The sequence below is a fragment of the Acetivibrio mesophilus genome, assembly GCF_004102745.1.
Lineage (GTDB): Bacteria > Bacillota > Clostridia > Acetivibrionales > Acetivibrionaceae > Hungateiclostridium > Hungateiclostridium mesophilum.
Window position 1 is genome coordinate 174,034 of record NZ_RLII01000004.1, and the last position, 19,414, is coordinate 193,447.

A 19,414-nucleotide genomic window follows, 5' to 3' on the forward strand; every position below is an offset into this window, starting at 1 on the left:
TGCTTAATTATTATTGCTGCTGAGTTCCTTCAGTATATCCCTTACTACTTCCCTCTCGTCAAAATGAATTGTTTTATCCTTTAATATTATATATGTTTCATGTCCCTTACCTGCAAGGAGAATTATGTCCTTTGGCTTCGCATTCATCAAAGCATATTTTATAGCATCACGCCTATCGGTAATTGTGGTGTATAAGCCACCTGTATTTTTTATTCCTTCCTCAATATCCCTTATTATTGCTTCCGGATCTTCCGTTCTTGGATTATCCGAGGTTATAATGGTGAAATCCGCTATTTCTCCCGATATTTTGCCCATAACCGGCCTTTTGGTCTTGTCGCGGTCACCCCCGCATCCGAATACACATACTACTCTTCCGGGAGCATACCCCTTTACTGTGGTTAAAATATTTTCAAGGCTGTCAGGAGAATGGGCATAGTCAATCATAACGGTGTAATCTCTTTTGACATCAATCACTTCAGCCCTTCCCGGAACAGTCACCTGTTCCAATCCATTTTTGATATATTCAAAGGGAACTCCCATAAGAGCACAGCTTCCTATTGCAGCCAAAGCATTATATACGCTGAATTTTCCAGGAATATTTACCATAATATCTCCGGTAAACCAAGGCGAAACAACTGTAAAATCTACACTGTCCGAATGGTGTACAATATCCACTGCTCTAATATCCGCTTTGTTGTCTATACCCATCGTATAGACCTCACACTTCGCACTGTCGACCACTTTTGGTCCAAACTCATTATCTATATTTATAAGGCCTTTTTTGCACATACTAAAGAGTTTGATTTTTGCATTAAGATAATTTTCAAAGGTTTTGTGGAAATCCAAATGGTCTCTGGAAAGGTTCGTAAACACTCCTATGTCATATTCACTGCAGCTCACCCTGTGAAGCTCAAGCGCATGGGAAGACACTTCCATTGCAACACTGTTTACATTCTTTTGTACCATCTCAGAAAAAAGCTCTTGAAGATCATAGCTTTCCGGTGTTGTTCTGTCTGTCGGGAGCACCTCATGCCCTATCATATTTGATATTGTACCAATAAGTCCAACCTTCTGTCCAAAGGCTTCAAGAATTGACTTGATCATATATGTAGTGGTAGTCTTGCCTTTCGTTCCCGTAATTCCTACAAGATTAAACCGACTCGACGGGTGTCCGAAAAAAATGTCGGCTACACTGGCAAGAGCATATCTTGTGTCCTCAACTCTGATAACCGACGCATCATCAGGAACATCAACATCCTTTTCAACCAGAAAAGCTCTGGTTCCATTCTCTATTGCCTGGGGAACAAACTTGTGTCCATCCACCTTAAAGCCTTCTATGCAGACAAAGAGAGAACCCGCTTTTGCTTTTCTGGAATCATAAGCAATATCCACAATCTCAATATCCATATCACCTTCTACTTCAACCACATTCAATCCCTTAACAAGGTCTTTAAGTTTCATAAAAATCCTCCCGTCAAATTACGCTTTCTCCGTTTCATCCTACGTTCCCATAATTAATTCTCTGTATAATGTTCCGTTATATATGCTGCAATATCCAAAACCAATATAACTGCCAAATACATATTTAATGCGTATCAAGGAATACAAACTCAACTTCGACTACTTCGCCCTGGGCTATTTTGGTTCCGGGTTCAATGCTTTGCTTCATTGCATTCCCGTTGCCCACGACTTTTATGTTAAGTCCTGCAGCATTTAAAGCTTTCGTTGCTTCATCTATTGTCTTATTGGTCACATCCGGTACTTCAACCGTTATTTCCTCTTCCGGTTCATAGGTATAAGTAATAACAACAGATTTTTTTGCAAGCTGCGCACCAGGCTTAGGAGTTTGCTCTTTTATAATCGTATTTCCGTCAGTGCTGTCCCCTTCTATTCTATATTCAAGTCCATACTCTTTTAGAATCTTTTTTGCTTCATCTATAGTTTTATCTCTTATATCGGGAACATATACCTCTTCTGCTATCATTTCCATATCTTTTTCATTATACCTTCTTTCAACACCGAGGTAACTTAATGTATCCTCCACTATCTTACCCGCTATCGGCGCCGCAATAGTTCCTCCATAATACACTTCGCCTCTCGGATTATCCAGAGCTACCAGAACACATATGCGAGGATTGTCTGCCGGAGCAATGGCTGAGAAGGAAGCAATGTACACCCCTTTCTCAATAGTTTCCGAAGTACCGGTCTTTCCTGCCACTCTATACCCTTTAACATACGCATTTCTTCCGGTTCCTTCAGATACAACTCCTTCCAAAACCTCCAGAAGTTCTTTTGTAGTTCGTTCTGAAACAACATTTCTCACAACCTCAGGCTCGATTTTTTCTACTACGTTCCCCTCTGAGTCAACAATTTCTTTTACAAGATGGGGTTTTATAAGCTTGCCTCCGTTGGCGATTGCCCCATAGGCAGCAATCATTTCAAGCGGAGTAACGGTAAATCTCTGCCCAAAGGAAGCAACCGCAAGGTCAATATCCTTCGGTTTTGCATGGAAGCTTCCCTTTGCTTCTCCGGGAAGTTCTATACCCGTTTTGTCATAAAATCCAAAGGCCCTAAGATAACTATAATACTTATCAACACCTACATCCAATGCCACTTTAACAAAGGCAGGGTTACAGGAATTGTATACGGCTTCCCTGAAAGATTCCTCTCCATGGAAGTTGGGTTTCCAGCAATTAATATTGTGTCCTTGGACATTAATGGTTTTGTCACTGGTTCTGGACTCGGGCGTCACCACACCTTCTTCGAATCCTATCGCAGTGGTTATTGCTTTGAAGGTAGATCCCGGTTCATAGGTATCCGAAACCGCCTTGTTTCTCCATACGGTCTTATATAGAATGTCTATATCCTTCTGACTGGTTCCGGTCCATGTGGAAGGGTCCTGAGATGGTGGGCACGCTCTGGGATCGTTGAGATTAAAGTCGGGCTTTGAAACCATAGCCAAAATTTCACCGTTTCTAGGATCCATTACAATGGCAAAAGCTCCGTTTGCCACCTTGTTATCATCTATAGCTTTCTGTAAAGCTTCCTCAGCAAAGTACTGAATGGTTTCATCTATTGTTAGCACCACATTCAATCCATCCTGAGGATCAATGCGTTTATTCTCATAGTTTGGCATTTGACGCCCTCTGGCATCAACCTCACTCAAGATTTTCCCGGGTACTCCCTTAAGATACTTTTCCATTGTCTTCTCAATGCCGTCAAGCCCCTGGTTATCTTCTCCAACAAATCCTATAATATGAGCTGCAAGATTTCCCTTCGGATAATATCGTTTTGAGTCCTCGTCGATATATAAACCTTTGATTTTTTCTTCGCTTTTCCACTGTCTTATCTGATCGCCAATACTCCTCTCGACTCTTTTCTTTATTATCTCATATCGGCTATTGGTCTTATTTATCTTCTTTAATACCGTTTCCTCATCCAAATCCAAAAACTCTGCAAGCTTTTGCGCAACTTGTCTTCTTACCTCCGGCGACTTATCTATCTCTGTAGGATTTACCACAATCCTGTCAACATTAGCGCTCATAGCAAGCTGCTTGCCATTTCTATCAAGTATTGAACCTCTTCTCGGAGGTATTTCTCTGTCGCTGTTTTGCTGTTCGTAAGCCTTCTTCTGTAGTTCTTCACCTTTAACAATCTGAAGCCATCCAACTCTTGCCACTAAGCACACTATCAAAAAAGTAAATATCAATAATACAGCCAAAAGCCTCTTTTTCATCACCAAAGTTGTGCCTGCCAACCAAAATCCCCCCAATACTGTTTTTAATACTACAAAAAACTGCCCACTAAATTTAAGTTAAATAAACTCTTTTGTCCCAAATACAAGACATAAACCATCTTATAAGATGCCAGCGGTTTACTTAAAAATTTAACGTGCAGTTTTACAAAAGACACAAACATATTCATTTATACCGGCTGTATTTTTCATTTCCTTCTCTAAAAAAAACATGCTCAATACAACAGATTGGCAAGCAAATTAACCTTGTTTATAATTGCAGAGAATACGCCGGCATTTTTTATTTCCTCCTGCTTTGCTGCTTCAGATACTATAGTAAGGTCGCTTTGAGGAACCTTTACATATGTAATCTGGTGTTTGTCAGGCTTATGCATACCAAGTTCTTTTTCTGCAAATTCCTTTATCTTCTGTATATCAACGCTGTTTTCTATTTCAACCTTTATCCTGATGTTTTCATTCTTTATTTCATTATAGGCTGTAAGTTGCCTGTCAATTTCGTAGTTCACCTCAGTTATACAGGAATACCTATACATTGCCAAGGATCCCATAGCAAACACAATCAGCAGACAAAAAATAACCTTCATCTTAATTTTGTTGTTAGTCCTCTGCTTCTTCTTAGCACTTAGAACCTTATTCTCTTCATATACGTCATATTCAAGTTTTCTCGCCGCTGTTCCGTTTATGTAATTCTTATCCTCTAACATATGTATTCACCTCAAACTGATTATATTCCCATAAAACAGACAACAAATCCGGGGGCTAGCTAAAAGCATCCCCACCCGGAATAATCAATCATAAAACCGTCTGCCGTAAGGCTTTATCTTTTGTAATGTTTCTTAATCTTTCTCTTTTTCAGTTTGGCTTCTTCTTTTGTTTACTCTTACCTTATCTTTTGTTTGTCTGTAAATTTTGATTTTCTTTTGTTTTTTAATCCTAGTTTAAACTTTTTATCTTTTGTGTGAGTTCTTGCTTTAAATTTTTACTTTTTCTTTTGTTTTTATTCTTATAATTTTATCTTTTGTTATTTTTTCTTTAAATTTGATTTCGTAAATTAATAATTAATTTTATCTTTGGTATATCTTTTGCTTTTATCTTTGGTTCTCGTGTCTGTTTTATATTAAATTTTTTCTAACACTCTAAGCTTTGCACTTCTCGATCTCGGGTTAACTTGAAGCTCTTTCTCATCCGGAATTATCGGTTTCCTGTTTACAAGCGATGCCAATGGTTTTCTTCCACATGTACAAACCGGAAATTCTTTTGGACAAATACATGGATTTACTTTCTTATTGAACTCATCCTTAACAATCCTGTCCTCAAGAGAATGAAATGTTATTATGCAAAACCTGCCTCCGGACTTTAATAGCTCTGTTCCGTCTTCAATGGTCTTGTCCAGTATTCCCAGCTCATTGTTCACTGCTATTCTCAATGCCTGGAAAGTCCTTTTTGCGGGGTGAGGACCTTCCCGTCTTGCAGACCCCGGTATTGCCGCCTTAATAATGTCAACCAATTCCTCTGTTGTCTCAATTTCCTTCTTCTTTCTTGCCGCCACAATAAAATCTGCAATCCTTGATGCCCATCTTTCTTCACCATAGTCCCGAATTATTGCCTTTATTTCCTCCCTATCGTATTCATTAACTATTGTCTTTGCGGTAAGACTTCCTCTTCTGTCCATTCTCATATCCAAGGGGGCATCTTTATTATAGCTGAACCCTCTGGAAGCCTCATCAAGCTGGTGGGAGGAAACCCCAAGATCTAAAAGTATGCCGTCTACAGAATCAATATTGTTTTTTTCGCAGACTTCTTTGATGTTTACAAAGTTTGTATTCGCGAGAATAATTCTTGCCTCTAAGTTCAATTGGGTCAATTTCTCTTGTGATGTTTTAAGCGCAAATTCGTCCTGGTCCAGACCAATCAATGTACCGTTTTTATCAAGCCTTCTTAATATTTCGCTAGAATGACCTGCACCACCCAAGGTGCCATCTATGTATACTCCATCCGGCTTGATATCAAGGTTTTCAATGGTTTCTTCGAGCAAAACCGGTTTGTGATGAAATTCCATTTAAGCTAACCAACTCCCATATCAAAATTCTGCATCTTCATCGGCGACTTTAGATTCCAAGCATCGCCATCTTTTCAGCAATGCTGTCGGCACTCATATTCTCATCTCCAGAATAGCTTTCCCATTTGCTCTTATCCCATACTTCAACCCTAGTTGATACACCAATTATATATACATCCTTTTCCAGTGCTGCATACTCCCTTAGATTCTGCGGTATAAGTATTCTTCCCTGCTTGTCCACTTCAGCTTCAGCGGCACCGGCAAAGAAAAACCTCACAAACGCTCTTACATCTTTATCAGTGAAAGGCAGTGATTTAAGCTTAGCTTCCAAGTTGCCCCATTCTTCCAACGAATACGCAAACAAACAGTTATCCAGGCCTTTGGTCAATATAAACCTCTCCCCAAGTCCCTCTCTGAACTTGGAAGGTATAATAACCCTTCCCTTTGCATCAACTGAATGCTGGTATTCACCATAGAACAACAATTTCACCTCACATTTTGGAACTGTCCACCACTTTGCACCACTTTCCACCACTTATACTTCAATTTTAGTTTAAAATCGCCCAATAATCAAGTCCATTTTGAAAATTTCCTATAAAAAAAACAAAAGATAGGAAACAAGTCCTATCTTTAGGCTATAAATATATAGCTTTTACCCCACAAATGATTAATATTCTATTTCCAATCAATAAAAGCTTTTCTGTCTTCTTGCCGACACACTAAGAACCACCCCGATAGCAATATAATTGGTCAGCATAGCACTTCCTCCCTGACTGACAAAAGGCAGCGGAATACCTGTAACCGGCAGAAGTCCAATGCTCATGCCGATATTTTCTATAAAGTGTATTGCAAAAAAAGCAGTTATACCGGTAACTAGAAATGCCCCATATCTATCCCTTGCATTTCTTACAATATATAAACATCTCATAAGAATGAAAAATACCAAGGCCAGAATTATAACTGCTCCAACAAATCCCAATTCCTCACCAACTACTGAAAAAATAAAATCTGACTCCTTTACGGGTACCAGAGAATTCTGGGTCTGAATTCCCTTAAAAAGCCCTTTTCCGAAAATCTGCCCGGAGCCTATCGCTATTTTTGACCGGATAACGTTCCATCCTGCCCCCAAAGGATCCAATTCAGGATTTAGGAAAACCCTTATTCTGTTCCTTCTGTTATCATTGAGTACAAAAAACCATATGATCGGCAAAGATGCTACACAAGCCCCCATCATCATTAAAATATACTTATAGCTGATTCCAAAGACAAACAGCATTACAAAAACCGCAAATACAAATACCAAGGTAGTGCCAAAATCCTTCTGTGCCATAACCAGCACTATCGGTATGCTAGTGTATATGACAAACTTTATGATATTAGCAGTTCTGTTTTTTTGTCCGTCATATATTCTCTCCAGAAAAACAGATGAAATAAGTACCATAGATATCTTTGCAAGCTCAGATGGCTGCAAGCTAAAACCCATTATATTAAGCCAGCTTCGGCTTCCCAATTCTTCTCCCGTACCAATGAAAAGAACCAGTACCAATAATACTACCGTGAAGATATAGAACGGAATTCCCAGTATCTTAAAATCCTTATAATCCAGTAAACTAATAATTAGAGCCAATATTGTACCTACTACAATACTTCCCATCTGCACCAGAAACATCCTCCGTCCACTGGGCATTGTAGCTACCGCACTTTTTAAAACAAAGGCTCCAATAACAGACAAAAAAGTAACCGCCAAAAACAGAAAATAGTCAAATCTTTTTACGATATTGGAGTTTTTAGTTTTTTCAACAAAATACATGAAATGTCACCTTCTAACAGTTAATATATAATCCGTCAATATGTATTAATATCAATAATTAAAAACTACTGCCAAGCCCTTCTAACAATCTTTGCCTGACAGTAGTCAAACTACTAATAATCACATTATAATTATATTTTTATATTGAAGCAGTGTCAACCAATTCCAGAATTTAACCATTTGAAGCTTCATAAATCGTTCTTTATCTAATTTAATTTGGATTCTTCCTCCCTAGCAATTCGTTATAGTACTGGACGATAAGCATATCAAGCTTCACACTCAGCTCATATATTTTTGAGTAATCGTCACCGTTGTCAATCATATTGTTCAATTCACTCTGTAAATCTTGAATCTTAAACTGCATTTACTACACCACCATTTATCTTTTGTATAATTACACGACGTTAAAACTAATTTTCTGACATTCATGTTTGTTTTTTGTCCCTTCATTATAAAAAAATAGTAATTGCGAGTCAATACCCTTCGAAAAATGTAATAATATTGTAATATTTGATATAAACATGTCAATTATAGAACTTTTTTATTGTCAATTTCGCCCTCTCCAACACTTTCTTCCATTTTCTCCTCTTTGGTGTCGTATTCTGTCTTATTTTCGTAAACCTTTATGTCCTTAGGTCCAATAGCAGCATTATAAACCAATTCTCCTTTTGAAGTCCTGTGTCTTATAGCAATTATCACGGCAAAAGCTACTGAAAAAGCAATGGCAAGAAGCTGTGAAACCCTGAAAGCGCCAATATAGAGGCTGTCAGTCCTAAGCCCTTCAATCCAAGCTCTGCCTATACCATATAAGAGCATATAGAAGGAAAACAACTCGCCGCGTACCCTGTACCTCTTCCTGTACCAAATCAAGAAGAAGAAAACTCCTAAATTCCATAAAGATTCATATAAAAATGTTGGATGAACCGGCATCAAAGGATTAAGGCTACTGTCGCCCAAATCCGTTAAGTAGCGTTCCACCGCCTCACTGTACATTCCCCAGGGAAGATTGGTATTTGCACCGAAGGCTTCTTGATTCACAAAATTCCCCCACCTGCCGATTGCCTGGGCCAAAACAAAGTATGGAGCTCCAAGGTCCGCAAGGCTCAGAAAATCTATATTTTTTACTCTTGCAAAAATATATGCTGTAATTACTGCACCGATTAACCCTCCATAAACTGCCAATCCTCCGGTTCTGATATTAATTATTTTCTTAATATCTCCACCAAACTCATGCCAATTAAAAACAACGTAGTAAAGCCTTGCACATATAATAGCTATAGGTGCGGCCCACAAAACCAGGTCAATTGTATCATCGGATTTTATGCCGAATTTTTCGCTGTTTCTTAGACCTAGAACAACTGCAAGAAAAAATGCCAATGCAATAATTATTCCGTACCAGTAGACAGGTATACCGAAAATATTGAAGGCAACCCTATCAATAACAAACTCCCACCCTAGCTTCGGAAACTTCACAATATTTACAGTATTCATCTTTTTTCCCCTTTTCTCTATACCGGATTTATCACCGATATTGCTAAATTATCCAAATTAAAATGCTCTCCAAATACATCTTTTACATAATCAAAAGACATATTATCATAAATCTCCGGATAGTCAAACATACTTACCTCTTTAAAATACACCGAAATGAATGTATGCGAAATCCTTTCCACCGAATTGAGCTGCCTCATAAATCTTCCCTTCATAGCTCTTTTAATCCGCTCATAGCTTTCTTTATCAAGTCCTCTACTTTGAATTTTCTTAATTTCATCCACCACTCTTTTCTTTACCGCCAAAGGGTCTTTTGACTCGCCCCCAAAGGCCGAATAGGCATAGTTTTCCTCAATGCTGTAATCAAAATCAAAGGTATTATTGATAAGACCCTCATTATACAAGTCGTTGTAAAGGCTTGAACTTCTGCCCATTATCATTTCAAGAATGAGCTTTATTGCAATCTCTCGCCTTAAGCCCTCAATTCCCTTTGAATTAAAACCGGTGTCCTTAAATCCCATTTGAAACATTGGCATGGCAACCGCAAGCTTTTGCTCAACATATTCCCGGTTAATTGTTTTGGGTTCATCGGGAAAAATCCTCTTTATTTCGGGCTTGCTGCTCTTTGCCACAACACTATCCTCAATCTGCTTGAACACCTCTTCCGGTTCAACATCTCCTACCACCAGAATCATCATATTAGAAGGATGATAAAAGGTATTATAGCATTTATATAAAACTTCCCTGTCTATTTTGCTTATACTTTCAACTGTTCCTGCTATATCAATCTTTACAGGGTTATTTACGTAAAAAGCATCCAGCAAATTAAAGAAAACTCTCCAGTTCGGATCATCTTCATACATTCTTATTTCCTGGGCGATTATGTCCTTTTCCTTCTCCACACTCTCCTCTGTAATAAAGGGATTTTGAACAAAATCCAAGAGAAGCTGAAAATTTTCCTTGAATCTATCGGTACATGAAAACAGATAAACAGTCTGAGCAAAACTGGTATATGCATTGGGATTTGAACCTAGCTGTGAAAATTTATCCATAACGCTGCCGTCCTTTTGCTCAAAAAGCTTATGCTCTAAAAAATGGGCAATTCCGTCAGGAACCCGAATAGCATCCTTTTCACCGTGCATGACAAACTCATTATTGATAGAACCGTAATGAGTCGCAAAGGTTGCATACTTCTTAGAATAGCCTTTTTTGGGCACCACAAAGGATTTTAGACCGCTTGAATGCTCATGTATATATACCGTTTCATCGATATTTTTATATTCAATAGTTCTAATATTCATATTATTAAGAATTCTCCCTTCTATTTGTCACTTCTGTGTAATCCATTATTTATTTCTGCTATTCTTTTATTCCTTCGATGTTAGAAAATAAACCGTATCTAGCTTTATTCTTTCGGCAATATCCACTATATCCTTTTTGGTTACTCTCTTTACATTTTCAATAATGTCATCGGGAGTGTCGTTGGTTCCTACTATATACTGGCTGAAATAAAAGTCTACGATCTGAAGCTGGCTGTCCTTTAGAGACTTAATACCCGTTTCTATGCTCTTGATGGATGCCTCATACTCGTAGTCGGAAATATTGCCGTTTTTTATCTCTTCCAGCTGCTTATATATTATCTCCAATGCCTTATCTTTGTTTTTTATTTCAATACCGCTGCTTATTACCATCAGGCCCTTAAACTTCTCAAGACGAGAAAACGCATAGTATGCCAGCCCCGCCTTTTCCCTGACATTCTGGAAAAGCTTTGAATGGAGTCCGCCACCTAAAATGCTATTGTACACAACTAGTTTATAATAGTCCTTGTTGTCAGGCGGTGTATTGGTTCTAAAACCCAGACAGAGTTTTCCCTGGTTTACACTCACTTTTTCAGTTATGTTCTTAACTTCTCCCACATTGACCTCTACCTTGGTCTTATCAATTGATTTAATATTTCCCCTCTTTATTTTCGAAAGACCGTCTATTATGTATTTCACTCCTTCATCTTCAATATCACCGGAAATGAAAACATATGCAGGCAGTGTTTCAAGGAAGTATTTGTAGTGTTCATAAAGGTTTATCTCATTAATTTCCTTCAAATCCTCCACACTTCCGTAGTCGTATATTCCAAAGGGCTCATCCTTGCACATTTCCTCGAGGCATTTTTCTACGACATATTGCATTTTGTCGTTTACCCTGCTCTCGATAAGTTCTTTCAAATTCTGAGCCTCCTGCTCTATATACTCTTTCTTGAAGGCATTGTTTTCAAGAACGGGCTTTGTTATTATGTTTAGAAGAAGATCAAAATTCTTCTTTGTCAAATCAATATCCGGTCCTGCATATTTATTGGAGATGTATTCAATATAGAACTGAATAATCTGATGCTCTCCCTTCTTTGTTACGCCACAGTCAAACACAGACCCATAGAGCTCTTCAAGGTAAAGAGAGATGTCCCTTATCGTGGGATAACCCTCACACCCTCTTCTTAGAACCGCTGGGAGCAGTGCATTTTTAGCCGCATTTTCCCGAGTCAAATTGTCATAGAAAAAAATATTAATTGAATTGGTTTTGAATTTCTGGCTTTTAACCCTGTAAATCTTTATTCCATTAAAAGATGCAATTTCAGATACTATACTTTCTGAAATCAAATTATTCATTAAATCAATCCTCTCTTTATGCATGTTATCTTTTCTATAAAAATAGTAGTTCAATCAAACTCAATTCGTAAAACCTAAGACGAAATAACGTATGTTAATAGTATAATAAAAAAATGCACCTTTATTCAATATTTGTCAGTCAAGTTTTTTTGCAAGGTAATTGTATTAATAGAATCAAATGTTTATTTGTATTTGTCATAGTATCCAAAATCAGTGTCCAATGTTTATTATATAGTTGTTTATTATTAGCTAAATAAAAAGCTTAGATATTGAAGATAATAATATTGGAGGGATTTCAATGAATCAGGTTAGATATTACAGAAAATATCCAAGAACTCATATGAAGCAAACTGAGCATGAGGATACACGGACACTTGATCTAAGTATTGCACAAGCTACAGGAGTACTGGTATTGACATTTGTAACCGGTATGTTATCTGCATGTCTGCTAAAAAAGATGTATAGATAAACAGGGAGGCATATTTACCTCCCTTCCCATCCTTTTTACAGTTACTTACAATAAAAAATCAACTGCCAAAGTAGTTTTTTGCCGTACCTATGTCCTTCTCTATTTGGTCTGTAAGTTCTTTTACGCTGCCAAACTTCATTTGGTCTCTTAGTTTCGCAATGAAAAAGACTTCCACTTTCTTTCCATAAATGCTCTTATCAAAATCCAGTATGTATGTCTCGACGGAAATCTTGTCCAATCCTCCAAATGTAGGATTGGACCCAACATTTGTAATGCTAGGATGCATTTTGCCGTCTATAAGGGTCTTCGTTATGTATACACCATTACACGGAAGAACAAGATAAGCCTCGGGATAAATATTTGCAGTAGGAAACCCTATGGTATTTCCTATCCTTCTTCCCTCTTCAACCTTTCCGGCAATGGAATAATGCCTTCCAAGAAGTGTAAACACCCTATCCATATCACCATCTAAAATATAGCTCCTTATCTTGGTGCTACTTACTACTTCATCCCCCAACTTTATGGGCTCAATAACAATGACCTTGAAGCCAAGCTCTCTTCCTAGTTGACTTAACATTTCGGTATCACCCTGGCCTCGGTAGCCGAATCTATAATTAAAGCCTGCCACCGCAAGCCTCATATTCAATCTTCCCACAAGAATATCTTTTACAAACTCCTCAGGCTTCATTCTTGAAAAGGTTTCATCGAATTTTTCAAAATATAAATAGTCCAACCGGGTCTTCTCAAGCAGCTCCACTTTCTTGTCCATTGCAGTAATTAGCGGAGTAAACAACTCTTTTCGCATTATGTTTTCCGGGTGCTTGCTAAAGGTATATACCACCGAATCTAAAGAATTAAGCTCCGATTCGCTTATTAGTTTGTTTATCAAAGCCATGTGCCCTACATGCAAACCGTCAAAATTTCCAAGCCCTATTCCCGTTGGTCTTATAAAATTGTAATTGCCTTCCGCTCCATATACGACTTTCATATGCTTTCCTTCTACAACTCCAACTACAAAATAACTACTTTTTTTTACACAGCTATATAAAAAGCTTATCAACCTTAAGATTTAGCTTCCCATTCCTGTCGGAAACCGTCTCTCCTAAAGCCAAAAAAGCCCCATCGTGATCATACACTCTAATTTTTTGAGCTGGGGTAAATTTGCCTTCGCTAAGGCCCACAAATCCACCGTTCAAAAACCTATTTTTATCCTTTTCATTAAGAGAGATTCTGTCGTAGTCCTTAAAAACTACATCTATGCCAGTAAGCATTTTCTCAAAGGTTCCTTCCCGGGCCATTTCCTTTATCTCTTCTAGGGTCAAAGCATTTTCAAGATCAAAACTACCGGCCTTCATCCTTACCAGAAAAGCCATATGGCCTCCGCATCCCAACCTATCTCCAATATCCGAACATAAAGTCCTTATATAAGTACCTTTAGAACAACCCACATCAAAAACAATCCGGTTGCCGGTGATATTCAAAATATCAATAAAATGTATCTTAACATCTCTTGGAGTTCGTTCTACTTCAATACCGCTTCTGGCAAGCTCATAGAGCTTCTTCCCATTCATCTTGATTGCCGAATACATAGGGGGCAACTGACTGTAGCTCCCTTCGAAGGACTTAATAGCCCTTTCAATCTCATCATGAGAAGCCTTTACCTCCAGCGTGTTTATGACTTTTCCATATGCATCTTGTGTATCAGTGGACACACCTAACAAAAGCTCCGCTCTGTAAACCTTATCTTTATCGGTAAGATACTCAATTGCTTTTGTAGCCTTGCCTGTACAAATAGGAAGCACACCTGCCGCACCGGGGTCAAGCGTGCCTGTGTGTCCGATTTTTTTCATTTTTAGGATTCCCCTAAGGTATGCTACCACATCAAAGGAAGTCATACCTGGGGGCTTTAAAACATTCAATATTCCATTCATAACCTATAAGACTTCTTGTATCTCCTTTATGAGCATTTCTTTTATATCATTTATATCGCCTTTTATCGTACATCCGGCTGCCCTCTTGTGGCCGCCACCGGAATGCCTGTTTGCAATAGCTGAGACATCAACATAGTTTTTCGACCGGAAGTTTATCTTAAGGTCACCGCCTTCACGCTGTCTTATTACCACCGCTACTTCCACACCCTCTATATTTCTTCCTATGTTGACAATACCTTCACAGTCCTCTTCCCTTGCCCCGATATTCTTTAGTAAATCATCGGTAATTTTTATTATCGCGAGCTTTCCGTTTTCAAGCAATTCAAGACTTTCAACAGCTTTTCCCATCAGCTTTACTTTTTGCAAGGATAGGGTTTCAAACACCGTCTGTGTTATATAGGAAACATCCACACCGTTGTTTATCAAGTCGGCGGCTATTTGGTGGGTAACAGGCGTTGTATTGCTGTACCTGAACCCCCCAGTATCTGTAGCTATTGCAACATAAAGGCATGTGGCAATATCCTTATCTATGTCGATTCCCATCATCTTGATAAGCTGGTATATCAGTTCACCGACCGCCGATGAGTTTGTATTTACCAAATTCAGCTGGGCAAACTGTGTATTCGTAGTGTGGTGGTCTATATTGACGGTACTGTCGGCATCGTTAAATATTGCCGCTCTTTTTCCCAGCCGCTCCATATCACCAGTATCCAGTGCTATTACAAGCCCGTATTTATCAGGCTTCTCACTATATACCTCGGCAAACTCCCTGCCCGGTAAAAAACTATACGTATTAGGCATTTCTTCTTCAAAATAAACCGCTGGTTTCTTATTCAGTGCATTCAGTGCCAATGCCAGAGCCAGACTTGAGCCTAGTGCATCTCCGTCCGCCGAAACATGGGGTAAAATAGCAATTGCATCCGCGTCTTTAATTAAAGAAATAATTTCGTTCTCTATCATACATACCTCTCATCAACTAATCCGGCATTTTTATGGAATACCATAAATTCCTTTAGTTTTTGCAGGATATCTCGAGCTATTTATCCTCAACCGATGTCTCATTAATCAGCCTAGTGATATATGCTCCCTTTTCAATGGAATTATCAAGCTCAAAATGAATCTCGGGAGTATATCTTATTTGTACTCGACGTCCGATTTCACGTCTAATAAAACCGGCTGCACTTTTAAGGCCCTCCAATGCATTTGATTTTTCCTCGTCACTTCCCATAACACTGACATAAACCTTCGCATAACGCAGATCTTTTGTAACACTAAGATGAGTTATGCTTATAAGCTTAGAAAGCCTTGGGTCCTTTAACTCGTTTTGGATAATTGTGCTCATTTCCCTTTTTATTTCTTCTGATATACGTTCAATTCTCTCCATTAAAAACACTCCTAAAACATATTGCGTGTCTGTATTATTTCGTTCAAGTCCATAGATTATTTTACCTCTTCCATAGTAAAGGCTTCAACTACGTCTCCTTCTTTTAAATCATTGAACCTTTCTATGGATAAACCGCACTCAAATCCCTGAGCTACTTCTTTCACGTCATCCTTAAATCTCTTTAATGATGCAAGCTTTCCTTCATGGATTACAATTCCGTCCCTAACCAATCTAATATCAGAATTTCTTATTACCTTACCATCGGTTACATAGCCTCCACCAATTGTTCCTATACCGGAAACCTTAAATATCTGTCTTATTTCAATATGCCCAAGCACAACTTCCTTATAGGTTGGGTCAAGCATTCCTTTCATGGCAGCCTCTATGTCCTCAATTGCATTGTATATAATCCTGTAAAGCCTCAAGTCAACTCCAGCTTCCTTTGCCACTTCAATAACATTTGCCGCAGGTCTTACATTAAATCCGATTATAATAGCGTTGGACACCTGTGCCAAAGTAACATCGGATTCAGTAACCGAACCAACACCTCCATGAATGGTCTTGACTCTAACCTCTTCATTGCTGAGCTTTTCCAAGGATTGCTTTACAGCCTCAACGGAACCCTGAACATCGGCCTTTACAATAATATTCAGTTCTTTAACCTTACCCGCTTTTATTTGATTGAACAAGTCATCGAGAGTGACTCTTGCAGTTGATTTCAAATGCTGCTCTCTCTGTTTTAGTTTTCTCTTTTCTATCAATTGTTTTGCAATTTTCTCATCAGTTATTGCATAGAAAGTTTCTCCAGCTTCGGGAACTTCATGCATTCCAAGAATCTCAACCGGTGTTGAAGGTCCGGCCTTTTTGATCCTATGGCCCTTATCGTCCGTCATTGCCCTTACTCTTCCGGCGGTAGCACCGATTATAATGGAATCTCCGGTATTTAGCGTTCCCCTCTGTACAAGAATAGTCGCAATAGGTCCTCTATCCTTGTCAAGCTTTGCCTCTATAACAGTACCTTTTGCTTGCTTATTGGGATTTGCCTTAAGCTCAAGCATATCTGCTGCCAGAAGAACCATTTCCAATAACTGGTCAATATTGATTCTCTTCTTTGCGGATACCTCAACGCAAATTGTATCGCCGCCCCATTCCTCCGGAACAAGTCCATACTCTGTCAGCTCCTGCTTAACTCTATCAGGATTTGCACCCGGCCTATCAATTTTATTAATTGCAACAATAATTGTTACATTTGCAGCCTTAGCATGGTTTATTGCTTCAATTGTTTGAGGCATAACACCATCATCTGCCGCCACAACCAAAATGGCAACATCAGTAACCTGCGCCCCCCTAGCTCTCATAGCTGTGAAAGCCTCGTGACCAGGTGTATCAAGGAATGTAATATTCCTATTGTTTAGTTTAACCATGTAAGCGCCAATATGCTGTGTGATTCCACCTGCTTCACTTTCAGTAATATTAGTTTTCTTTATTGCATCCAAAAGTGATGTTTTTCCATGGTCAACATGCCCCATAACAACTACTACAGGAGGCCTTGGTACTGCGTCAGGATCATTGGAATCGTCGGAATCGTCAAAGAGAATATCTTCTTCGTTGATAACGACTTCCGCTTCTGCCTTCACTCCAAATTCATCCGCAACGATTGCGGCCGTATCAAAGTCAAGTTCCTGATTGAGTGTTGCCAAGATTCCCAAAGCCATCAGCTTCTTTATTACTTCTGCAGATGTCTTTTTAAGTGCCTCAGCCAATTCCTTCACAGTAATAGGATTAGGAATTTTTATTGATGTAAGAACAGCTTTTGGCGGAATGTATTTCTCCTCTATCTTTTCTTCCTTCTTCTTTTTCACCTTTCTGCTTTTCTTTACACCATTAAAGTAATACTCTTCAATTTCAAAATCATCGGATAATACTTCAGACACTCCTTTTTTAGTGTTTAAAACATTCTTTATTACTTTGGCATTCTTATTTCTTCCGCCATTGATTCCGGTTCTGGGCTGCTCTTTCTTAAGTTCTCTCTTTGAATCCTTTTCAACATCTTTATTAAAATCACGTCTTTCAGAACGCTGTGAATTCAATTCTTCCTTTTGGGCAGCAGTAAGCTCTACTTTTGGTATTTCCAAAGGCTTCTTTGAGACCGGACGACCAGCATCCCGGTTTCTATCGGAACCGGCTCTGTTATTATTCGGCCTATTTCCAAAATTGCCACCCTGAGTACGATTGGAATCATTTCTCTTCATGTCGGAATTTCTATATTCATTTTTCTTTGCATTGCCGCCTCTATTATCATTTCTGTCATTTTGTCTGTCGTTTTGTCTGTCGTTTTGTCTGGCATTTTGTCTGGCATTTTGTCTAGCATCGTTATGCCTTACATTATTTCTTTTTATGTCATTCTTTCTATTGTCATTTTTATTATCCGTTTCTTTTTTACTCACAGCCGCCGCAGTATTACTTTCTTCATTATTTGTTGCACTGTTTTCCGTTGGAATTTGCTTATTGTCATTCGGTTTTTTATCGTTATTATTTCTTTCCAAGTTTACCGGCACATCATTAACGCTCTCCGCAGAGGTAGCTTTTACTTCTTCAATTACTTTACTTTCCATATTCATAGAGCCATCCTTAATTTCAGCAGTTTGTTTGGACACATCATCTTTCTTTATATCCTGTACAGGAATCGCCTCCTTCGGCAAATCCTGTTTTACATTATTTTTATCCATATCTTTCTTCTCACTAGTCTGTGCTTTTGGTGCTTCATTTTTCTTCTGTTCTTCAAGAATCCTTACATAGTCCGGCTTTGTTTCTCTCACAAAACCAGGCCTTAAACCAGAAGTATCAGTTGACACTTTGACAAAATCATTTTTCTTTCGCCTGTCTTCAACCTTTCTTGGTTTTTTTGCCTCATTCTTATTATTTTCCTTTAATTCTTCACCTTTTGAGTCAAGGTAAATCTCCGTTGTCCTAATAATTCTTGGCGCCTTTTTAGCGTCTTTTCTGCTTTCCTTCACGGCCTCGCTGCTGTGTTGAACAACTGGATGAGCGGAAGTACTCTTATTATCATCTGTTTCAGCTTTATCATCTTTATGCCTGATAACACCAATATGATCATATAAAGCTTCCAACTCCTCTTCCTCCAAAAGGCTCATATGGTTCTTGACAACTATCTGTATTTCTTCCAATTTTTCCATTAATCTTTTACTTGTTGTGTTAAGTTCTTTTGCAAGCTCATAAACTCTCTTTTTTGCCAATAGCTTCACCCCCGCATCCAATTTTTGCATCATCAATCATTTGTATTATCCTATTTGCAAATCCGTTTTCAAGTATTGCTATCACCGACCTTATATCTTTCCCGATAAATTTGCCCAACATCTCCTTATTACCGAATATTCTTACATCCACGTTCCTGTAATTGCAGGCATTAATAAACTTTTCTTTTGTGCTTAGCGAAGCATCCTCGGCCACAATTATCAAGCTTACTTTTCCTGCTTTCAATAATCTTTCACAGGTTTCATTTCCTGACACCAGTTTATTTGCTTTTCTAGCCAAGCCCAGAAAAGAGTATATCCTTTCAGTCATTACCCGCCTCCAACTCTTTCTTTAATAATTCATATATTTCTTCATCAATAGATGTCTCGAAGGCCTTCTCAAGCTTTCTACCCTTTCTGGCTTTTTCAAAGCAAGAAACACTCTTGCAGAGGTACGCCCCCCTGCCGGGTTTTTTTCCGTTGAAATCCAAAGAGATCTCATTCTCCTTGTTTTTAACTACTCTAATAAGTTCTTTCTTAGGTCTCATCTCCTGACAACCAAGGCACATCCTCATTGGTATCTTTTTTTGTTTCACCATTCACCA

The 19,414-nt window shown here is 38.5% G+C and carries 18 protein-coding genes; 1 reads left to right on the forward strand and 17 read right to left on the reverse strand.

Annotated elements, in window-relative coordinates; genetic code table 11:
• Positions 1-3: 3 nt before the first annotated feature.
• From EFD62_RS05650 to yfmF, 10 genes are all read right to left on the reverse strand, one after another.
• Positions 4-1,461, reverse strand: a complete 1,458-nt coding sequence (locus EFD62_RS05650) for a UDP-N-acetylmuramoyl-L-alanyl-D-glutamate--2,6-diaminopimelate ligase (protein WP_069193510.1) — start codon at positions 1,459-1,461, stop codon at positions 4-6.
• 124 nt (positions 1,462-1,585) lie between these two features.
• On the reverse strand, positions 1,586-3,757 hold the full coding sequence (locus EFD62_RS05655) for a PASTA domain-containing penicillin-binding protein (RefSeq protein ID WP_069193509.1): 2,172 nt from the start codon (positions 3,755-3,757) through the stop codon (positions 1,586-1,588).
• Between the two features lie 212 nt (positions 3,758-3,969).
• Positions 3,970-4,458, reverse strand: a complete 489-nt coding sequence (locus tag EFD62_RS05660) for a cell division protein FtsL (RefSeq protein ID WP_069193508.1) — start codon at positions 4,456-4,458, stop codon at positions 3,970-3,972.
• Positions 4,459-4,871: 413 nt separating this feature from the next.
• Positions 4,872-5,813 (reverse strand): 16S rRNA (cytosine(1402)-N(4))-methyltransferase RsmH, encoded by a 942-nt coding sequence (gene rsmH, locus EFD62_RS05665; RefSeq protein WP_069193507.1) that lies wholly within the window; start codon positions 5,811-5,813, stop codon positions 4,872-4,874.
• 49 nt (positions 5,814-5,862) lie between these two features.
• Positions 5,863-6,294 carry a division/cell wall cluster transcriptional repressor MraZ gene (gene mraZ / locus EFD62_RS05670; protein ID WP_069196240.1) on the reverse strand — a complete coding sequence of 144 codons (432 nt, stop codon included), beginning with the start codon at positions 6,292-6,294 and terminating at the stop codon, positions 5,863-5,865.
• 204 nt (positions 6,295-6,498) lie between these two features.
• Positions 6,499-7,623, reverse strand: coding sequence for a rod shape-determining protein RodA (gene rodA / locus EFD62_RS05675; RefSeq protein WP_069193506.1), 1,125 nt, complete (start codon positions 7,621-7,623; stop codon positions 6,499-6,501).
• 211 nt (positions 7,624-7,834) lie between these two features.
• Complete coding sequence (locus EFD62_RS05680) at positions 7,835-7,987, reverse strand: aspartyl-phosphate phosphatase Spo0E family protein (RefSeq protein WP_069193505.1); 153 nt, start codon at positions 7,985-7,987, stop codon at positions 7,835-7,837.
• A 164-nt stretch (positions 7,988-8,151) separates the two neighbouring features.
• Positions 8,152-9,114, reverse strand: a complete 963-nt coding sequence (gene lgt, locus EFD62_RS05685; RefSeq protein ID WP_128705839.1) for a prolipoprotein diacylglyceryl transferase — start codon at positions 9,112-9,114, stop codon at positions 8,152-8,154.
• A 17-nt stretch (positions 9,115-9,131) separates the two neighbouring features.
• Positions 9,132-10,415, reverse strand: coding sequence for an EF-P 5-aminopentanol modification-associated protein YfmH (gene yfmH / locus EFD62_RS05690; protein ID WP_176720918.1), 1,284 nt, complete (start codon positions 10,413-10,415; stop codon positions 9,132-9,134).
• A gap of 66 nt (positions 10,416-10,481) precedes the next feature.
• Positions 10,482-11,771: an EF-P 5-aminopentanol modification-associated protein YfmF gene (gene yfmF / locus EFD62_RS05695; RefSeq protein WP_069193503.1), complete on the reverse strand. Its 1,290-nt coding sequence runs from the start codon at positions 11,769-11,771 to the stop codon at positions 10,482-10,484.
• A gap of 298 nt (positions 11,772-12,069) precedes the next feature.
• Here yfmF and EFD62_RS17745 point away from each other — a divergent pair, with 298 nt between their 5' ends.
• Entirely contained in the window at positions 12,070-12,240 is a 171-nt protein-coding gene (locus EFD62_RS17745) for a hypothetical protein (RefSeq protein WP_170176842.1), read from the forward strand.
• 58 nt (positions 12,241-12,298) lie between these two features.
• Here the strand turns inward: EFD62_RS17745 and EFD62_RS05700 are convergent, their stop codons facing one another.
• The 7 genes from EFD62_RS05700 to rnpM form a co-directional block, all read right to left on the reverse strand.
• A complete protein-coding gene (locus tag EFD62_RS05700) occupies positions 12,299-13,228 on the reverse strand; it encodes a bifunctional riboflavin kinase/FAD synthetase (RefSeq protein WP_069196238.1) in 930 nt (309 codons plus the stop codon).
• Between the two features lie 52 nt (positions 13,229-13,280).
• Positions 13,281-14,171, reverse strand: coding sequence for a tRNA pseudouridine(55) synthase TruB (gene truB, locus EFD62_RS05705; RefSeq protein ID WP_069193502.1), 891 nt, complete (start codon positions 14,169-14,171; stop codon positions 13,281-13,283).
• Between the two features lie 3 nt (positions 14,172-14,174).
• Positions 14,175-15,131: a DHH family phosphoesterase gene (locus EFD62_RS05710; protein WP_128705840.1), complete on the reverse strand. Its 957-nt coding sequence runs from the start codon at positions 15,129-15,131 to the stop codon at positions 14,175-14,177.
• A gap of 76 nt (positions 15,132-15,207) precedes the next feature.
• Entirely contained in the window at positions 15,208-15,555 is a 348-nt protein-coding gene (gene rbfA, locus EFD62_RS05715) for a 30S ribosome-binding factor RbfA (protein ID WP_069193500.1), read from the reverse strand.
• Positions 15,556-15,611: 56 nt separating this feature from the next.
• Positions 15,612-18,845, reverse strand: coding sequence for a translation initiation factor IF-2 (gene infB, locus EFD62_RS05720; protein WP_069193499.1), 3,234 nt, complete (start codon positions 18,843-18,845; stop codon positions 15,612-15,614).
• Positions 18,790-19,140: a L7Ae/L30e/S12e/Gadd45 family ribosomal protein gene (locus EFD62_RS05725; RefSeq protein ID WP_069193498.1), complete on the reverse strand. Its 351-nt coding sequence runs from the start codon at positions 19,138-19,140 to the stop codon at positions 18,790-18,792. The genes infB and EFD62_RS05725 overlap by 56 nt, the downstream gene beginning before the upstream one ends.
• Positions 19,133-19,405 (reverse strand): RNase P modulator RnpM, encoded by a 273-nt coding sequence (gene rnpM, locus EFD62_RS05730; protein ID WP_069196237.1) that lies wholly within the window; start codon positions 19,403-19,405, stop codon positions 19,133-19,135. The genes EFD62_RS05725 and rnpM overlap by 8 nt, the downstream gene beginning before the upstream one ends.
• Positions 19,406-19,414 lie beyond the last annotated feature (9 nt).